Raw genomic sequence first — 19691 nt, forward strand, 5'->3', positions numbered from 1 at the left:
CCTGAAAAAGGAAAAGAACTAAATTTTGTACCGATGATTAGAACGGATGCTGACGCATTTTATTCTTATTTAACGAATTAATAAGGGCGTGAAAGTGATAAGAAAATTGAAGTGGTATATATGTACAGCTTTACTAGGTGCAGCAATATGGAGTGTATATACAAATGGAATTCCAAAGTATGTAGAGAAGTTTACATTCTCAAATATACAAAGAGGAAAAGAAACGGAGTTTAGTAATAACGATGAAAAAGTCATCTTATCAAATGTTCCATTAATTCAGCAGTTACCAGAATTGGATAGAGGCTGTGAAGTGACAAGTTTAGCGATGATGTTACAATACGCTGGTGTTTCAGTGGATAAGATGACATTAGCAAATGAAATAAAAAAAGTTGATTTTATAGACGATGGTGTGCGCGGGAATCCGAATGAAGGATTTGTAGGTAATATTTATACATTCTCTGAATCAGGATATGGTGTATATCATGGGCCACTTTTTCAGTTAGCAGAAAAATATTTACCTAATAAAGCTGTAGACTTAACTGGGAAGAATATAGAAGAGATTTATAAGAGTGTAAAAGCAGGGAAACCGGTAGTCATGATTACGAATGCAACATTTGCACCATTAGATGAAGATGAATTTACTACATGGGAAACAAATAGTGGAGATGTTTCTATTACGTATAATGAACATTGTATTGTACTTATTGGGTATGATCAGGAATCTGTATATATTCGAGATCCACTTGAGGATAGCTTAGATGTAAAAGTACCGAGAGAAAGCTTTGAACAGGCATGGGTGCAAATGGGGAGTCAGGCAATTAGTTATGTAAAGAGCTCCAAATAAATTAGGATGAAGAGTTTTAGTAAGATGACTATAAGGCGAAGGATAGAGATTGAAGATTATAAGAGAAATTTTTTAGAGTAGAAGCTGTTGAGAAATAAGAGAACTTTAGTATATATAATGCTAAAGTTCTCTTATTTTTATGATTAAAATCCTTATTAAGGAGTGAATATGGAAAAATGCATAATTGACGAAAAATTTACATGTTATCATTATATATTGTTTTATGTATGTTAATTGTATAAAATGACACAAGTATCCACATTACATAAAGGAGGCTTATTATGCAAAAAATATTTAACTGGGTTAAATGTATGAGTATCAAGAAAAAATTAATCATTTCATTTTTTATTATTTTAACTATACCAGGAATTATTATCGGTGGTGTTTCATATCAAACTGCTAAAACAAATTTTGAACATCAAATGACAGATAAAGCAAAGGAGAATATTTCAGTTTTAAATACTGTTATTTCTCAAAATATAGAAGAGAAATTTGTTGATGCGACGTATTTTGCAGACATCTTAACAGAGGATACATATCCAAATGGACAAGAAGAGATAGTGAGAACGAAGTTAGCACAATATATAAAGCTTCATCCAGAAGTAGAAGGTATTTATATTGGAACGCAGACGGGAAAGTTTATAAGAGAACCATTTATCCAAATGGCTGATGGGTATAATCCAACAGATAGATCTTGGTATAAAGAAGCACATGAAAATAAAGGGAAAGTAATTGTTACTGCACCATATCAATCAGCATCTACAAAAAATATGGTAGTGACCATTGCGAAAGAAGTAAAAGATGGTAAAGGTGTTATAGGAATTAACTTAAATTTAGATAACATCTTAAAAATTTCCAAAATGATTAACATTGGTGAAAAAGGTTATGCAGTTATTTTAGATCAAAATAAGCAAATTGTTAGTCATCCATCTAGAAAACCAGGTGCGAAAGTTACTGATCCTTGGGTTAAACCAATTTATGAAGATAAACAAGGAAATGTGTCTTATACAGAACAAGATGATAAAAAGAATTTAATCTTTGCAACAAATGAAAAAACCGGCTGGAAAGTAGTTGGAGTTATGTTCGATGAAGAAATTACCCAAGCTGCCAGTCCAGTGTTTTATAAGACTTTAATTGTTATTGCTATCGCTATTGCATTTGGTAGTGTATTAATTTATTTCATTACAAGGTCTATTACAGGGCCATTACGAAAAATAGCTGAATCAGCATATAAAATTAGTAAGGGAGATTTAACAGAGAAAATTACAATCCATTCTAAGGATGACATAGGGAAATTAGGGACTTCATTTAATGAAATGTCTACGTCTTTACAAGATGTTATTACCCAAATTAGCTTTTCAGCAGAACATGTCGCGGCATCGGCTGAGGAGTTAACAGCGAGCGTACAGCAAGCAAATGATGCGACAGATCAAATTACAATTGCAATGGAACAAGTATCAGGTGGGGCTGAATCACAAAGTCAAGGTGTTGAAGAAGGTGCGGCTACATTACAACAAGTAAATACAGCAATTCAAGATGTAACCGGAAGCGCAGAGTCAATTTCTATTTCCTCATTACATGCGAGAGAAAGAGCTGAAGAGGGAGAAGATTTAGTTGAACAAACTGCAAAACAAATGCAGTCTATTTCTAGGTCGGTATCCGAGTCAGATGCTATTATTAAACTTCTTGATGAGAAATCAAAGCAAGTAGGAGCTATTTCTGAAGCAATTCAAAACATAGCTACTCAAACGAACTTATTAGCTTTAAATGCGGCTATTGAAGCAGCAAGAGCAGGTGAACAGGGTCGAGGATTTGCTATTGTAGCAGATGAGGTTAGAAAATTAGCAGAGCAATCAGGAGAGTCATCTGGAGAGATTGCAAATTTAATTGCAGAAATTAAGGCGGATATTGAACATACTGTTAAGGCAATGGATAATGTGAATGGAGAAGTTCAACAAGGCCTTGATGTTGTAACAAAAACGAAAGTAAGTTTTACGGAAATTTTAAGTTCTACTACACATATTGTTTCTCAAGTTAATCAAATGGTAGAAACAACGAAGAGAATTGCTGGAGATGCAAATGAAGTGACAAATGCTATTGATGAAATTGCAGCGGCTGCAGAAGAAAATACAGCTAGTATGCAAAGTGTTGCAGCTTCAACAGAAGAACAGGTTAATTCAATGGAGGAAATTAGTTCAGCTTCGCAAAACTTAGCTGGGATGGCCGAAGAACTACAAGCGATGACTAGTAAATTTAAAGTATAATAACAGCAGATAAGTAAGGTGAAAATAATATCACCTTACTTATTTTTCTATTCAGCAATTAGGGGAGTCATTAACGGGATGAAAAAAAGAAAAAGACTATGGAATTTGTGGAAAACGATTACATTGTTAGTTTGTACAGTTGTAATTTTTTCTTTACTTGTGACAGATATATTAATTAGTCATAATGTAGAACGGGCGACGGAGGATAGCCAAGCAGAGAAAGCAAAAACAATTGCACACATTGTGGCGAATGATTCAATTGTAATCAATGGCTTGGTTGGGAAAGCGGATACTCCTGCAATCCAAACGTATACAAATAGGATATTAAAAAACACAGGTGTTCAATTTATTGTAGTTATGGACATGGATGGAATAAGAAAATCTCATCCAGATCCTCAAAAAATAGGTCGTCATTTCATTGGTGGGGACGAAGGGCCTGCATTGAAAGGAAAAGAACATGTATCGCTGGCAGAAGGAACTTTAGGTATTTCAATGCGAGTGTTTGTACCTGTATTTTCTGAAACAGGTGAACAACTTGGAGCAGTGGCCGTTGGTATTTCAGCAGATAATGTAAAAGAGAGAGTTAAGGAAAGTAGACATATCATTTATATTGGTGTCGGAGTTGGAGTATTAGTCGGAATTATAGGAGCAATATTGCTAGCTAGACATATCAAGAAAAGTTTATTCGGTCTTGAGCCGCACAGGATAGCAAAAATTCTTGAAGAAAGAAATACGATGCTACAATCTGTAAAGGAGGGGATCATTGCTGTAGATAAAGAGGCTAGAGTAACGTTAATTAATAATGAAGCAAAACGTCTATTTAAAAAAAGTGGACTTGAAGAAAATTTTATCGGTAAAGATGTTGAGTTGTATATGCCAAATTCACGTATAAAAGAAGTATTGCAAACGGGAGAAGTACAATTAAACGAAGAACAAAATATTTATGGAATTACGATTGTGACGAATCGAGTTCCTTTATATGTAAAAGGAGAAATAGTTGGTGCAATTGCAACATTTCGTGATAAAACAGAGATTAGAAAACTAGCAGAGGAACTAACTGGTATTAGACTATATGCAGAAGCATTACGGGCACAATCTCATGAGTTTATGAATAAGATGCATGTCGTATTAGGGCTTACACATATGAAACAGTATGAAGAATTACAGAAGTATATAAGCGGTATGGTATCAGAGCATCAATATGAAATTGGTGGAGTTATGAAAAGAATAAAAAGTCCAGTATTTGCTGGTTTTTTACTAGGTAAGCTCAGCTATGCTAGAGAGAAAAATATAAAATTAATTATAAGTGAAGATTCTTATATGCCGGAAATAGATGATGAAAGTATTACTCATGAACTTATTACGATTGTCGGAAATTTAATTGATAATGCATTAGAAGCAGTGACGAATTGTGAAAAGAAGCAAGTTGAAATTGAGATACAACATGGGGATATATTAACTATTACAGTACAAGATACGGGAAAAGGTATACAAGAAAAAGAAATAGAGGAATTATTTACGAAAGGTTATTCCACAAAGGGAGATAACCGGGGTTATGGTTTGTATCTTGTAAAAGAAAGTATACAGCGAATAAATGGGGAAATTCATATGCATTCATTAGTAGGAAAGGGAACAACGATAACAATTGAAATACCTAAAGGTAGGGATGAGAGGCAAATATGATTAAAGTTTTAATTGTAGAAGATGACCCGATGGTAGCAATGTTAAATACGCACTATTTAGAGCAAGTAGGAGGGTTTGAACTTGTTCAAGCAGTTAACTCAGTAAAGTCGGCGATAGAAGTATTAGAGACATCACGAGTGGATTTAGTATTACTTGATATTTTTATGCCTGAAGAGACTGGGTTTGAGCTTTTAATGTATATCCGGAACCAAGAAAAAGAAATCGATATAATGATGATTTCAGCTGTACATGATATGGGGAGTATTAAAAAAGCATTACAATATGGAGTTGTAGATTATTTAATTAAACCATTTACATTTGAACGATTTAAAGAGGCATTAACTATATATCGAGAAAAATTTACTTTCATGAAAGAACAACAAAAAATTAGTCAATCGGAATTAGATTCGTTAATTTTACAAAAAGAAAAAAGAGAGCCTACTGTCACTAAAGAGCTTCCGAAAGGGTTAACGAAGCAAACGTTGCAATTAATTTGGCAGAAGATCGAGTCGCTGAATGGAAGAGTGTTTACAACAGATGAAATGGCACAATTAGTTGGAATTTCAAGAGTTTCTATTCGAAAATATGTAATGTTTTTGACTGACATTGGGGTGTTAGAAAACGAAATGATGTACCAACATGTGGGAAGACCTGTAAGTAAATTAAGATGTGTTGATCAAAAGAAAATAGAGTTTTACGTATAAGCGACTTAGTATAAGTCGCTTATACTTTTTTTAATTACAAAATCAATTACAAAACTTACAAAAACTATTTTTACTATTGAAAGCGTTTTAATATTGTTATTAAGAAAACGAGGGGGTGCCATATGGGAATTCAAAAGAATGTGGAAGCGGTATCATTTTCTGAAGGAAATGAAGTACAAAGAGAATCTTTCGCTTCTAAAATTATGAATGTAAAAATCGGTGTTATACCTTTACCGTTATATGTAGTATTGGCTGCTATTATTTATGGGGCATCTGTATATAATAAATTGCCAGCAGATATGATTGGTGGATTTGCAGTTATTATGATCATGGGGATTTTCTTAGGCGATATTGGGATGAGAATTCCAATTTTAAAAAATATCGGCGGTCCAGCAATACTTTCGTTATTTATTCCATCATTACTTGTATTTTTTAACTGGATGAATCCAGCTTCAATGGAAGCTGCGACAATGTTAATGAAAAAATCGAACTTTTTATATCTATATATTTCTTGTTTAGTAGTCGGAAGTATTTTAGGAATGAACCGTAAAGTGTTAGTACAAGGTTTCGTTCGTATGTTTATTCCTTTAGTAGTAGGGACGTTAGCTTCTGTAGCAGTAGGATTATTGGTCGGTTCACTATTTGGATTTGAAATGAAGCAGACATTCTTCTTTATCATCGTACCAATTGTGAGTGGTGGTATCGGGGAAGGAATTTTACCATTGTCGCTAGCTTATAGTGATATTTTAAATGAATCATCAGCAACGTTTGTATCACAGCTTATTCCAGCAGCTATTATTGGAAATATGTTCGCAATTGTAAGTGCAGGGTATATGAAGCGTTTAGGTGAGAAGAAACCGGAGCTTAGTGGTAACGGTGTATTAGTGAAAACGGACAATCAAGCAGAATTATTAAAAGAACAAAATACAGAGAAGCCAATTGACTTCTCATTAATGGGAGCAGGTTTATTAATTGCGTGTACGTTCTTCATCTTCGGAGGATTTGCTTCTAAGTTCATCGGTATTCCTGGGGCAATCATTATGATTTTCTCAGCAGCACTTGTGAAATACTTTAAATTAATGCCAGCGAAAATGGAGCAAGGAGCATTCCATTTATATAAATTTATTTCAAAAAATTTAACTTGGCCTTTAATGGTTGGATTAGGATTGCTATATATTCCGTTAAAAGACGTAGCAGCAGTTCTTTCAGTAGGATATGTTGTTGTGTGTGCATCGGTTGTTCTTACAATGGTAGCATCAGGTTTTCTTGTAGGAAAAGTGATGAAAATGTATCCAGTTGAATCAGCGATTGTAACTGGATGTCATAGTGGTTTAGGTGGAACTGGAGATGTCGCTATTTTATCGGCTTCAAATCGTATGGAATTAATGCCGTTCGCGCAAATTTCTACTCGTTTAGGCGGAGCGGCAATGGTTGTAACAGCGACAATATTATTAAAGATGTTTTCATGATTAAACAAGCTAGCTATATTCATATAGCTAGCTTGTCAAATTAAGGGGAGATTATAAGTATGTTAGCAAATCAAATTAATGAAAGATCATTGTTATTGCATAAAGAGTTAGTAGGGAAAATTGAAATTACAAGTAAAGTGGAGGTAAATTCAGCGGATGATTTAAGCCTGACGTATACACCAGGTGTAGCGGAGTCTTGTAAAGCAATTGCGGCAGATGAAGAAACGGTGTATGACTATACAGCACGTGGTAATATGGTGGCGGTTGTCTCAGATGGAACAGCGGTACTTGGTTTAGGAAACATTGGACCAAAAGCGGCTATGCCTGTTATGGAAGGAAAAAGTATTTTGTTTAAGAAGTTTGCGAATGTAGATGCTTTCCCATTATGTTTAGGCACAACGGATGTAGATGAAATCGTTACCCTTGTAAAAAATTTAGAGCCTACATTTGCAGGGATTAATTTAGAAGATATTGCAGCACCACGTTGTTTTGAAATTGAAAAACGATTAAAAGAAGAAACGAATATTCCTATATTCCATGATGATCAACATGGAACAGCTATTGTCGTTTTAGCAGCTGTTATTAATGCATTAAAAGTTGTTAGCAAACAAATGGATAATGTAAAAATCGTTATTAACGGTGCGGGTTCGGCAGGAATTGCAATTGGAAAATTATTATTAAAGGCTGGTGCAAAGTACATTACATTAGTTAGCTTAGAAGGTATTGTTTGTGAAGGTGAAACATGGATGAACGAAGCGCAAATTGAAGTTTCAAAAAAGACAAATCGTGAACATGTGCGTGGAACGTTAAAAGAAGCGATTCACCAAGCTGATATTTTTATTGGCGTATCTGCTCCTAACGTATTAACGAAAGAACTTGTACAGACGATGAATGAGAAAGCAATTGTGTTTGCAATGGCGAATCCAATTCCAGAAATCTTCCCTGAGGATGCATTAGAGGCTGGGGCAGCTGTAGTAGGAACTGGGCGCTCGGATTATGCGAATCAAGTAAATAATGTATTGGCGTTTCCCGGAATATTCCGCGGTGCGTTAGATGTGCGCGCGACTGATATTACAGAAGAGATGAAATTAGCGGCAGCATATGGGATCGCTAACATCATTACGGACGAAGAACGTAATGCGAATTATGTAATCCCGAATCCATTAGATAAAAGAGTTGTTCCAAGTGTTGCAGAAGCAGTAGCGAAAGCAGCTATTGATTCAGGCGTGGCGCAAATTACGAAAATAACAAGTTATTAATAGCTAAAAGCAGTGCCTAAAAAGGCACTGCTTTTTTGAGATAAGAAATCAAAATAATGAAGAAGTGTAGAATTATTTATGTTTCTTCACTATTTATTTAATTCCATTGCAACTTGTTTACCATTTACTAAAACCTCAGTTACTGCTACGATCACTTCTATCATTTTTTTCATCTCTCATCTCTCCTCGTTTCATTTCTTACTTTAAGTATAAGAGAAGAGAGATAATTCAACTATCGAAGTACATGACGTAGAAATTACATTGTTGTAAGAAAGTGGTTTATTTTTGTCACTTTACTCAGCGGTGATTACAAACTGATCATAATATTTTTCATTCACATATATATTTAATAACCATAATCCAGATGAAGGTAGTGACATAGCGAGAGGGAGTTCGCTTGTAGTAGAATCGATTGTATTTGAAGTAGTCCAAGTTTGTTTGGAAGTTTCTTTTTGAAAGAGTACTGGTGTTGGAGTTACAGATCCTTGTTTTAGCGCAATAATAGACAATTTTCCAGTTGGTATTTCAGAATCTAGAAAGTACCACATTATTTCATTTTGTTCATTTGCGATAATAGGACTATCAGCCATTGCGATTTTTTTTTCGATGCCTTTTAAAGGTATTTTTCCGTCTATGAATGAGGGTGCTTCTTCCCAATTTACATCTTTTAAAACACTAAGGTGAAAGAAGGAAGGTGCGTTCACTTGAGTGGATGATGTTGTGACAGCTTCTGTTTTAGGTACTTTTGAATCAGGTTGTGCTTGTGTGCATCCAGTGATGAGGAAGGAGAGAAGTAGCATAGTTCCGATTTTTTTCATGGTGCCACACTCCTAGTTTTTATTGTTAGTGTAATTGTATTTGCTAGAAGGCGGGACAATTCCTTTAAATTATAAAAAGAGGTCGTAAGTTTTGTACGACCTCTTTTGGCATTTTTTATCCCGTAAAAGCCCGATTGGTGTAGGTTAATAATCTGTGGGGGGGATGAACAAACCCACACTGATTAAAGTTTCACCTTATATTTGTTCCGTTGTATAGGTTGGTTCGGTTTCTTTTTGAGGCATCGTCAAAAAAATAACGGACAGAACGATACATACGCCGCCTAATAATTGATATGTTCCAAAAGATTCATTTAGCCAAGTGATTGAAACGATGGCAGCTACAAGGGGTTCAATGCTAGATAAAATGCTTGTTTCTGTTGCGGCTAAATATTTCAGACTACCGATATAAAGAAGGAAAGAAAGAGTGCCGCTTATAATGATAAGAATAAGCATAGAAAAAGTTTTTGGTGTAAAGGTTTGTGAAAGCTGACTCCATCCAAACGAACTATTACAAATAAGCAGGGCGATGCCGCCGATTAACATCCCCCAGCCAATTACTATGGTTGTTCCGCATGCTTTAATAAGCGAAGCTGGATGGAGGGTATAAAATGCAAATCCGATTGCTGTTAATAGTCCAAAAATAATAGCTTCTTTAGATAAAACAACATTTTCAATTGAGCCATTTGTAATAATGAAGTATGTCCCTGTTAGCGCAGTTATAATTGCGAATAGTTGCATAGAAGCAGGGAATTTTCTTTGTTCAAATGCAACATACATGGTAATAAGAACAGGACCTAGAAATTGAAATAGCGTTGCTGTGACCGCGTTACTAATATGAACCGTTTCGATAAAGGCGTATTGTGCACCGAGCATGCCGAGAATAGAGAAAATAATAAGTTGTATAGAATATCTAGGGTGTTTCCAAATTTGAAATATGTTTTGTTTCTTTGTAAGTAAGAAAGACAAAATAAATATTCCTGCAAGCAACAAGCGAATTGTTAAAAAATCAATTGAGGATACATTAGTATGCTGAAATAGCCACTGAATCATTGGACCAGATAATCCCCATAATGTAGCCCCTGTAATAATCATAATAAGTCCGATACGTCTACCATTGTTCATTATCATGTTTCTCCTCTCCGGTATTTGATTTTTTATGTGTGACATGATAAAAGGAATTATATATAACTTCTGGTACTGTAAAAAGTATCAGATTTTAGTTTTATTAAGGGGTCAGATATTATGTTAGAATTAACGCCTAATTTAAATGTGAATAGTAAAAAGGCATTATATGTGCAATTGTATGAGTATATAAAAAAAGAAATTAAAGATGGATCGATTGTACCTTTTACGAAATTACCAGCTAAGCGAAAGTTAGCGATACATTTACAAGTAAGTAAAAATACAGTAGAGGCAGCGTACGAACAATTACTTGCAGAAGGTTATATTGAGTCGATATCGAGAAAAGGTTATTTTGTATGCAAGATTGAGCAAATGGTTCATGTAGAGGATTGCGGAGAGAGAATAGAAGAAGTACCGTTTCAGGAGAAGAGTTATAAATTTGACTTTACACAAACAGGAATTGATACAAATGCTTTTCCATTCAATATGTATCGGAAAATTGTAAATGAAGTATGGCAGCCGCATAATAACGAACTTCTCTTTCTAGGACACCCTCAAGGGGAAGCGAGCTTAAGAGAAGAGATTACGAATTATTTGTATGAATCTAGAGGTGTGCGTTGTTCAGCTAGTCAAATTGTATTAGGAGCGGGAACACAAATATTAGTGAAACTATTGTTTCAATTGTTAAAGGGAAGCAATTATGCAGTTGAAAACCCAGGGTATCATAGGAAGATGGTTGTTTTTGAACAGGGAGAAGCAAGAGTCCAAATGTTATCTTTAGATAGAGATGGAATTTGTATTGCAGATTTAGAAAATAGCAATGCGAATGTTGTATTTGTTACACCTTCCCATCAGTTTCCATATGGAATGATTATGCCTATTACGAGAAGGATGCAGCTCTTACAATGGGCAAAGAAAGAAGAGGGCAGGTATATGATTGAAGATGATTATGATAGTGAATTTCGCTATTCTGGAAAGCCTATACCGGCGCTACAAGGGTTAGATACAGAGGGGAAAGTTATTTATATGGGGACGCTATCTAAAGCATTATTGCCATCGCTACGGATGAGCTATATGGTGTTGCCGAAGAAATTAATTAAAAAGTATCAACAGCAATATTTATTTTATACACAAAGTGTTTCAAGAATGGACCAAGAAGTGATTAGAAGATTTTTAAATGAAGGCTATTGGGAAAAACATATTCATAAAATGCGTGTCGTCTACCGAAAGAAGAGAGATCGACTTGTTTTTGAAATAGAGAAGTATTTCTCTAATCGTGTTGAAGTGATAGGAGAAGATTCGGGATTACACATTTTATTAAAAGTGCATAACGGAATGCGGGAAGAAGAATTAATTCAAGAAGCTGCGAAACATAGTATCAAAATATATCCTGTGTCTACGTACTATAAAGACGGTACGGCGCCTGAGAGTGTAGTTTTACTTGGGTTTGCGATATTATCAGAGGAAGAAATTGCGAAAGCGATTCAATTATTACACACGGCATGGTTTACCAGAAAGTAAAAAACATCCTCCAAACATGAGGATGTTTTTTATTATTTATTTTCATCTAAGAATAAGACCATATGCTCTTCGTCCCAATATTGTCCGTTATATTTTAATGAACGTTCTTGTACACCGAATGTTTTAAAACCTAATGATTCATAAAGTTTTTTCGCTCCATCGTTGCCAACAACAACATCAAGCATAACTTGTTCTACTTCTAAAGATTTAGCAAGCTCAAGACATTCTTTAATAAGTGCTTTTCCTGCTCCAAGTCCACGTGCTTTTGGAGATACATATACAGAACCGATTTTAGCTTTATGTTCTTGTTTTACATATGGTTTCGTTTCCAGTGTTGCAACCCCGATTAATTTTCCATCTTTAAATGCACCTAGCGTATAGTTTTCATCTTGTGCTAATTTTTGTGCTTTATATTCAATCGCACACTCTTTATTAATAATATCTTCATAAGAAGAGCTGAATGCTTCAGGGTTTTGCTTTAATCCTTCTACGCGAAGTTCTAAGTAAATTTCTGCTTCGTCTTTTGTTAATACATGGATATCCAATTATATCACCCTCCAAATCTTTGCAAATGTACCTTTATTTTATATTGAAATAAGAATAATTTCAAAAGCTTAGCTTATATGAGCTGTTTTTATGAACAAAATAACACCAGTAGTGTTTACTACTACTGGTGTTTTCACACGCATATTATTCAAAAGGTAGCTCGATTATAAAGTTTGTTCCCGCTCCTAATTGGCTTGTTACTAGAATAGAACCGTTATGCAATTCTACAATTTCCTTTGCAACAGCTAGCCCGATACCTTTTCCGCCTGTAGCTCGTGTTCTAGATTTATCGACACGATAAAAGCGGTCAAAAATATGCGGGATATCTTCTTCAGGAATACCTTCACCTTCATCTTGTACACTTATTGTAAAAGAATCTGTTTCCATGAGTACACGTATCGTAATAGATGTGTTTTCTGGCGAATGTTGATAAGCGTTGTGTAATAAATTTAACATAACTTGTTCCATACGTCTTTCGTCTATACAAACTTCTAAATCATCTTTGCAATATACATGAAGTTGCATTTGCTTATTCGTTAATGTTGTTTTTGTTTTTTCAACCATTCGTTCTAAAAATGGCTGAAGAAGCACTTTTTGTTTTTTTATAACAAATTGGTGTTGTTCTAATTGTACAAGCATAAATAAATCTTGGACGAGATCGGTTACACTATCCGTTTCATCCTCAATGATTTGTAAGTATTCTTCTCGCTCCTCTTTTGTTAAAGAGTCTCTCTTTGCTACCTTTGCATAACCCTTCATATAGGTCAATGGAGTTAATAGTTCATGAGCGACACTAGCGAGAAATTCATTGCGCTCTTTTTTCATATACGTAAGTTCACTCGATAAATCTTCAATTGTTTTTGCTAAACTTCCGAGTTCATCATTCCGTTTAATACCTAATTGAATTGGTTTATTTAATTTTGACATTTTTTCTGTCGCTCTCTTCATTTTTACAAGTGGTTCTGTAATAACGCGTGAAAAAACAAAGACAGAAATTGTTGTTAAAATAATTGTTAAAACGCTAATGATAAGAAATTGGTTCATGAGTTTAAGTAACATATTTTCTAGGAAAGATGTTTTTAATAGCATATATAGCTTTCCTTGAAACTTTGTTGTGTTAAGTGGGCTTACTGTTGTGATGAACTTTGATTTTTTCCAGTTTCTTTCAACGACCAATCCTCCGTCTGGGACAGTTTCTGTTTTACAAGTAAGTTGTTTTTGCATATCTTTTGTTACGGGTTCTGAGGTGGAAATAATTTTGCCGTTATGGTCAGTAATAATGATAGCTATATCGGAGTTAGAAATTGATTCCGATTCAACTAAGTGTGCAGCCTCATTCGTAATATCGAACTCAGGATACACAGGACGTTTAGGATTTTTATTATGTTCAGCGTGTTTCATTTCTTTATAATATTCATCCCGTCTCTCGCGGCTTTTAATTTTTTTACTATAGCGATTACCTTTCTCTAAAAGAGCATCTGTTTCCTCTACAATACGCATTTTTGAAAGGCTTTTATAAAAAGATACGAAAGCAATTGTTTCAATACATAAAGCTAATATTAAAAAGTATGTCCCAATTTTAAGGGAAAGTTTACTCATTTTTTCACCATACCTTATTCATAATAAAGAGTCAGTGGTATACGATTTCCCACTGACCGAAGTAATTATTCACTTTTCCATTTATATCCGACTTTATAGACCGTTTCTAGGTAATCTTCAATTGGAAATCCTTTTTTGCGTAGTTTATCACGGATATTACGAATGTGTGAATCAATTGTTCTATATTCGATATCTGTTTCATAGCCCCAAATTTTTTCGATTAAATCATCTCGGCTATAAGCACGGTTTGTATTTTGCAAAAATAGTCCGAGTAACGAAAATTCGATAGGAGTTAATGAGATTTTTTCATCATAAACTGTGACAGTATGTTTCGTTTTATCCCACTCAATACCATTGAAACTAACAAAGCCATCTTTCTTTGTACGGCGTAATATAGCCTCGATTCGTGCGACTAATACATGCTCATCAAATGGTTTTGTAATATAATCATCTGCGCCCATCGTGAGGCCTTTCACCATATCGTAGTTTTGGTTGCGAGCTGTTAACATAATGATAGGAACGTTGGAAATTTGACGAATTTGATAGCAAGTATCCCATCCATCCATACTTGGCATCATAACATCTAATAAAATAATATCGAATTCTTTTTGTTCGATTAATTTTAGTGCTTCAAGGCCAGAGGTAGCTTTCATACAAAAATAGCCGCGAGGGCTTAAGAACAGATCTAATAATCGTAACATACGTTCTTCATCGTCTACTAATAAAATTTTTACCATAATCTTGTGCACCCCAAACTGTTCATTCTACTTGTATAGTTTACATGAAAATAGTCAACTACCCCCACTGAAATGAATCGTTTCAGTGGGGGCTTGAGTTTGAACGCTAGGTCTTTTCGTCCATCGCTAGACAGTTTGACGCTCTAGCATTCATGCCACCTTATGGTAACACCCCAAGTATGTTTTTGGTTGGTACTGGCAACGAATGATTGTTTTCCCACTTGCACCACCCTTTCGAAAAAGAGCAATTCTCCCTTGTGGAAGAAGCCACCACTCAGATGAATCTGGCGTGTGCTACAAGCCCCGACAAGTCGAGTACATATGGATGGTTGACGCACCCACTAAGCTATGCGCGAAGCAACAGCCTTACGTTTTTGCACTTCTAATAGAATCGGCGTTTTCACTTTAAGATTCTCTTTCAATTCTACCACTTTTGATTTGTGCAATGTATTCAGCGCACCATTAATATCAGCGTGGATACATGTTCCTGCTTTACTTTGGTACAGACCACGAGTCATTCGTTTGCCACTAAAGTGATAGTGTGTCCTATCATCCTTAGTCCAAACTGGAACCGGATCTTTATCAAGAAAACTAGCTTTTGAAGTATAGCTTTCTTCTTGTTTGAAAAACCGGATGCCTTCTTTTATACATTTATTCTCAATTGCCGCAATCAGTTTATGAAACGGGATTTGAACAAATTGTTGATTATTCTTTTTTCCCATATCTGATTTTTGTTTCCAACCAGCGTTATAACCTACTACAACCGTATCTACACTACATTCTTTCACTTTTTTAAACAACAAGCCTACAGTTTGTGAAATGTAACCATTTATTTGCCTTTCCCGTTTATGCCAAAGTGCAGCCATTTTGTTCGTTACAACTCGTTTTGAAATTCCGTTTTCAACATTTTTCTGTTGCAGACTACGTATCATTTTATTGAAGTATTGGTTAATGGCTTTTAGTTTTTTACCATCAATTAAAAATGTATCACCTGTATTGGTTACGCAACTTACTAATCTGTCTACACCTAAATCGCAACTCAAAGCGTTATTCGTAGTCGTGGATGTTTTCTTCATTTGAGAAACGTGCATCTCATATGTGTAATGCACCTCAAAGAACCGACCTTTTTGCTTCGGTACAAGCTCAATGTAGGAGATTTTTTTATGTCTTAAGTTTTTCGGCATACGTATTTTAATGGAACCGAATTTTTTTCTGAATGCAACACTCATCGGAATCAGCCAATACCCGTTATCATCCACTTTTGGCACTTGATAGATTTCAATGATTCGTTTGTCAGTTGAATGAGAATAATTCGGAAAATTAGGACGCCCTGTGAATGCTTCAGGATTTTTCTTCCACTTTTCCAATGCCTTAAAAAAGCTCTTCACTTCTGCATATAAGGCTCTACGAATAGCCTGCACAGAGTTTGATTGCACGCCCCAGTAGTTCATATCGGCTTGCATGGCGGTATCTACTTCTTTTACAGTAGCCATTTTATTATGGTTCAAATAACTTTGTTTCATCGTGTACAATCCAACATTTCGCAATGCTTTTGAACTATGTGACATGCGTTGCAGTAAGCGGAATTCTTTTGCAGTCAGACTAGCTCGTCCGATATTTTGTTTCTGCGTGAATCGTTGCATGTTTTCTCTTTTCTTTTGTTTGCGTAATACTTTCACTGCTTTCTTTTTAACCATTGTTTTCACCACCTTTCTCAGAGAGTTCATTAAAATTATTTCTTCCCTAAGATAATATTTGAAATGAAACGGAACAAAATGTGAATATAGTCTTCATCGTAATTCCTTTTGGCTCAAGTAACCGAATGATTATCATTATTCAATTTCGTTGTTTTACGATCTATACCCTCCTTATCTAAGAGTAGATTGTATCGTAAGACAAAAAGAAACAAAAAAGTTCAGCCTTATTGACTGACGGCAATTCATCTCCACCTGAATTGTTGGGTTTCACCCGTAACACAAATCAGATGGAGTCTTCTTGCCGAAAAGGATAAAAACTCTTTTTATGTGATTGAATGGAGGGCTGATTTTTTCGCTCAGAGTAATTGACATAAAAAATGCACTAGTTTTGCACAACTATTTTTTATAATAGAAAACGTAGCGACACAAAATACCCTATGTTGCGACATAACGTCATGTCATTTTATTTATAAAATGACAATTCCATTCTATTGTGTATGTGAGATAGAGAGGGTTTTCGTATTCACCTCGCATCGGATAAGAAAAATTTCCTATCTCACACTTTTTTTAAAAGGAGATCATACACATGAATCCAAAAGAAGAAATTTCAAAAAAAGAAAAGCAAGATCGTAATACGGTTGTCATGTGCATTGCCGTATCTATGGTTATTATTATAAGTTGTGTAAATAAAATTTTGGGGATTTTATAACAACGAAAAAAGCTTATCGCTTCTTAAGAAGCGATAAGCTTTTTTCGTTGTTAGGGGGAGTGTTTATATAATAAACCAAGGTAAAATTGCTAACCCAGAAGTTACAATTGCTGTAGTACATATTAAAAGCATAGCTCGTTTGTTTTGTTTCATGTCACATTCTCCTTTATATATCAATTGAATGCTATACGTTCATTTCATGATTGGTGCCTCACTTTATACTTTTAGTATAATGAATGGAAAGGTTTGGTACGATCGATAAAGGTGACATGAAGATTACATTGTTGTAATGCAAAAAAACATCTTTCTTATTAAGAAAGATGTTTTTGGAAAACTACCCCGTAAAAGCCCGATTGGTTCAGCTAATACTCAGTGGGGGATGGAAAAATCCCCCACTGAGTAAAGTTTCACTTTATATTGAAGTATTAATCATTTAAGAACAGAACCATATGTTCCTCGTCCCAATATTGACCGTTATGTTTTAATGAACGTTCTTGTACGCCGTAAGTTTGGAAACCTAATGATTCATATAATTTTTTGGCACCAGCGTTACCAACTACAACATCGAGCATAAGTTGTTCTACATGTAATTTATCGGCGTTTTCAATAATGGCTTTAATGAGAGCTCGTCCTGCTCCGAGACCACGTGCTTTTGGAGAAACAAAAACGGAGCCAATTTTTGCTTTATGTTCTTGTTTAATAAATGGTTTTGTTTCTAAAGTAGCGATACCAATTAAATCATTATCTTTGAAGACACCTAGAGTATACTTATCCGGATTGCTTAATCGTTTAGCCATAGCAGCTACAGGATCCTCATGTTTCAAAACATCTTCATAAGAAGAGCTAAAAGCTTCCGGATTTTTCGTTAAACCTTCCATACAAACTTTTAAATATATTTCTGCGTCCTCTGTTGTTAATAAGCGAATTTCCATAGTTGTAACCTCCCTGGTGGATTTCAAATAAATCCATTACTTTTATAAGATTGAGTATATGTTTTGTTAGTATTCTCTTTTAATTTGTAAAAGAATGAAAAGATATATGCTACAATGTTTTGTTTTAATTATGTAATGAAATTATATATTAACTTTGTTAACTATTCAAGTGTTTAATATGTTACATTTTTATAACTAAAATAAATCCTCGATTGAGGATTTATTTTTTAAACATTGGATTGATAGCCATCAATTCGTTTTGGATGTGTGTAAATATTACAAGATTCATTTCTAATAAACCCTACGACTGTAATGCCTAAATCATGGGCAAGTTGCAATGCCAGTTTTGTTGGAGCGGATTTAGATAGAACAATTTCACATCCGATTTTTGAAACTTTGAGTAAAATTTCGGATGAAATACGTCCGCTAAATGCGATGATTTTTCCTTTAATGGATATATCGTTACGCAAACAATGACCATATATTTTATCTAATGCATTATGTCTTCCAATATCCATTCTTGATAGGAGGATATTGTTTCGATCACATAGCGCGGTATTGTGAACACCGCCAGTTTGGCGAAATGTAGTAGAAGATTGTTGCAAGGTATTCATTAAATGAAAGCATTCTTCAGGAGTAATTTTTACATGTATATCATGTAAGTCTTTTGCTTTTGCTGCGTCGTTTACGAAAATAAAACCTTGTCTACCTTTTCCGCAGCAAGAAGTGATGTATCGTTTATTATATAAAGTTTGATAGAGCGGATTCACTTTTGATGATTTTACATGGACAATTCCGTTATCTTTTTGAACCCATAGTTCTTCAACATCTTTATAGGAAGAAATAATCCCCTCAGAAATTAAAAAACCAATTACCATATCTTCAATATAATTTGGTGTGCATACGACTGTTACATATTCTTCACCATTCAATTTAATAGTAATAGGAGATTCTGTGACAATCTCATCAAGTTGTTTTGAAAATGTACCAGATTGATAACGTACAATTGTATAAGTCTCTTGCGTAGGCCCCATATTTAATTCCCCTTTTATATGTATTTCTCTCCCACATTTATCATAAAACAATGGAAAAAATAAAAACACCTATTAACAAGAAGATCACAGATTATTTTGGTTATTATTGTATATGTACGATATAATAGAACTGTAGAATAGTGATATTTTCAAGCTTTCGTAGTTATACCTTATAACATCTAGAATCGACTTCATAAGAAAGTATTTGGGTAGAGCGTTTCAAAAATATGTACAGTAATGCGATTTTGAAAACGGATTCATAATTGTGTTGTACAGTTGGTTGTAAGGAGAGGGGAAACTATGGCAGAACAGACAGTCCGTGTAACCGTCGATGGTAAAGAATTTTCTGCATCAGGTGAAAAGACGATACTACAATTATTTAACGAGAGTAATTTGGAACATCCTCAAATTTGTCATGTACCAGAAGTAGATCCAATTCAAACTTGTGATACGTGTATTGTAGAAGTAAATGGAAAGTTATTGCGTGCTTGTTCAACGAAATTAGAGAACGGTATGCATATCGAAAGACAGTCCCAGCGTGCAAAAGAGGCACAGACTGAGGCAATGGATCGAATATTAGAGAATCATCTATTGTATTGTACCGTTTGTGATAACAATAATGGTAACTGTAAAGTCCATAATACAGTACATATGATGGGAATTGAGGAACAGAAATATCCGTATGAGCCAAAAGTAAGTGCGTGTGAAGTGGATATGTCACATCCATTTTATCGATATGATCCAAATCAATGT

17 protein-coding genes are annotated in these 19691 nt (G+C 34.7%); 9 read left to right on the plus strand and 8 right to left on the minus strand.

The annotated features are described in order from the left end of the window. Window positions 1-88: 88 nt before the first annotated feature. The 6 genes from MR167_RS25160 (at window position 89) to MR167_RS25185 (ending at window position 8223) form a co-directional block, all read left to right on the plus strand. Window positions 89-844, plus strand: coding sequence for a C39 family peptidase (locus tag MR167_RS25160; protein ID WP_003255893.1), 756 nt, complete (start codon window positions 89-91; stop codon window positions 842-844). Between the two features lie 281 nt (window positions 845-1125). Then, window positions 1126-3108: a methyl-accepting chemotaxis protein gene (locus tag MR167_RS25165; protein ID WP_001169182.1), complete on the plus strand. Its 1983-nt coding sequence runs from the start codon at window positions 1126-1128 to the stop codon at window positions 3106-3108. A gap of 78 nt (window positions 3109-3186) precedes the next feature. Continuing rightward, the gene (locus tag MR167_RS25170) at window positions 3187-4791 is read left to right on the plus strand and encodes a sensor histidine kinase (RefSeq protein WP_242315778.1); all 1605 of its coding nucleotides are present in this window, start codon (window positions 3187-3189) and stop codon (window positions 4789-4791) included. Beyond that, on the plus strand, window positions 4788-5495 hold the full coding sequence (locus MR167_RS25175; RefSeq protein ID WP_000598691.1) for a response regulator: 708 nt from the start codon (window positions 4788-4790) through the stop codon (window positions 5493-5495). The genes MR167_RS25170 and MR167_RS25175 overlap by 4 nt, the downstream gene beginning before the upstream one ends. A gap of 122 nt (window positions 5496-5617) precedes the next feature. Then, a complete protein-coding gene (locus MR167_RS25180; protein ID WP_000512725.1) occupies window positions 5618-6964 on the plus strand; it encodes a 2-hydroxycarboxylate transporter family protein in 1347 nt (448 codons plus the stop codon). Between the two features lie 59 nt (window positions 6965-7023). Continuing rightward, window positions 7024-8223, plus strand: a complete 1200-nt coding sequence (locus tag MR167_RS25185) for an NAD(P)-dependent malic enzyme (RefSeq protein WP_000880775.1) — start codon at window positions 7024-7026, stop codon at window positions 8221-8223. A gap of 293 nt (window positions 8224-8516) precedes the next feature. Here MR167_RS25185 and MR167_RS25190 read toward each other — a convergent pair whose 3' ends face one another. Both MR167_RS25190 and MR167_RS25195 read right to left on the minus strand, forming a co-directional pair. Continuing rightward, window positions 8517-9041 (minus strand): DUF4871 domain-containing protein, encoded by a 525-nt coding sequence (locus MR167_RS25190; protein WP_000719685.1) that lies wholly within the window; start codon window positions 9039-9041, stop codon window positions 8517-8519. Window positions 9042-9236: 195 nt separating this feature from the next. Then, complete coding sequence (locus MR167_RS25195; RefSeq protein ID WP_001059061.1) at window positions 9237-10163, minus strand: DMT family transporter; 927 nt, start codon at window positions 10161-10163, stop codon at window positions 9237-9239. 120 nt (window positions 10164-10283) lie between these two features. On the opposite strand from MR167_RS25195, the gene pdxR reads away from it, so the two are divergent. Continuing rightward, the gene (gene pdxR, locus MR167_RS25200; protein ID WP_000891922.1) at window positions 10284-11684 is read left to right on the plus strand and encodes a MocR-like pyridoxine biosynthesis transcription factor PdxR; all 1401 of its coding nucleotides are present in this window, start codon (window positions 10284-10286) and stop codon (window positions 11682-11684) included. Between the two features lie 32 nt (window positions 11685-11716). Here the strand turns inward: pdxR and MR167_RS25205 are convergent, their stop codons facing one another. The 4 genes from MR167_RS25205 to MR167_RS25220 all read right to left on the minus strand — a co-directional run bounded on the left by MR167_RS25205 (window position 11717) and on the right by MR167_RS25220 (window position 16263). Next, window positions 11717-12229 (minus strand): GNAT family N-acetyltransferase, encoded by a 513-nt coding sequence (locus MR167_RS25205; protein WP_000351212.1) that lies wholly within the window; start codon window positions 12227-12229, stop codon window positions 11717-11719. A 145-nt stretch (window positions 12230-12374) separates the two neighbouring features. Then, window positions 12375-13829 (minus strand): HAMP domain-containing sensor histidine kinase, encoded by a 1455-nt coding sequence (locus MR167_RS25210; protein WP_000041024.1) that lies wholly within the window; start codon window positions 13827-13829, stop codon window positions 12375-12377. Between the two features lie 65 nt (window positions 13830-13894). Further along, a complete protein-coding gene (locus tag MR167_RS25215) occupies window positions 13895-14566 on the minus strand; it encodes a response regulator transcription factor (protein ID WP_000238957.1) in 672 nt (223 codons plus the stop codon). 341 nt (window positions 14567-14907) lie between these two features. Next, window positions 14908-16263: an RNA-guided endonuclease TnpB family protein gene (locus tag MR167_RS25220; protein WP_000239356.1), complete on the minus strand. Its 1356-nt coding sequence runs from the start codon at window positions 16261-16263 to the stop codon at window positions 14908-14910. 586 nt (window positions 16264-16849) lie between these two features. Here MR167_RS25220 and MR167_RS33030 point away from each other — a divergent pair. Next, on the plus strand, window positions 16850-16972 hold the full coding sequence (locus MR167_RS33030) for a hypothetical protein (RefSeq protein WP_001068388.1): 123 nt from the start codon (window positions 16850-16852) through the stop codon (window positions 16970-16972). Window positions 16973-17397: 425 nt separating this feature from the next. Here the strand turns inward: MR167_RS33030 and MR167_RS25225 are convergent, their stop codons facing one another. Continuing rightward, window positions 17398-17904: a GNAT family N-acetyltransferase gene (locus MR167_RS25225; protein WP_000405874.1), complete on the minus strand. Its 507-nt coding sequence runs from the start codon at window positions 17902-17904 to the stop codon at window positions 17398-17400. Window positions 17905-18131: 227 nt separating this feature from the next. Then, window positions 18132-18938 (minus strand): formate dehydrogenase accessory sulfurtransferase FdhD, encoded by an 807-nt coding sequence (gene fdhD / locus MR167_RS25230; RefSeq protein ID WP_000529230.1) that lies wholly within the window; start codon window positions 18936-18938, stop codon window positions 18132-18134. A 300-nt stretch (window positions 18939-19238) separates the two neighbouring features. On the opposite strand from fdhD, the gene MR167_RS25235 reads away from it, so the two are divergent. Beyond that, the coding region (locus MR167_RS25235) for a 2Fe-2S iron-sulfur cluster-binding protein (protein WP_242315779.1) at window positions 19239-19691 on the plus strand (453 nt) is incomplete at its 3' end.

This window comes from Bacillus cereus group sp. BfR-BA-01355, from assembly GCF_022663675.1.
GTDB classification, from domain to species: domain Bacteria; phylum Bacillota; class Bacilli; order Bacillales; family Bacillaceae_G; genus Bacillus_A; species Bacillus_A thuringiensis_S.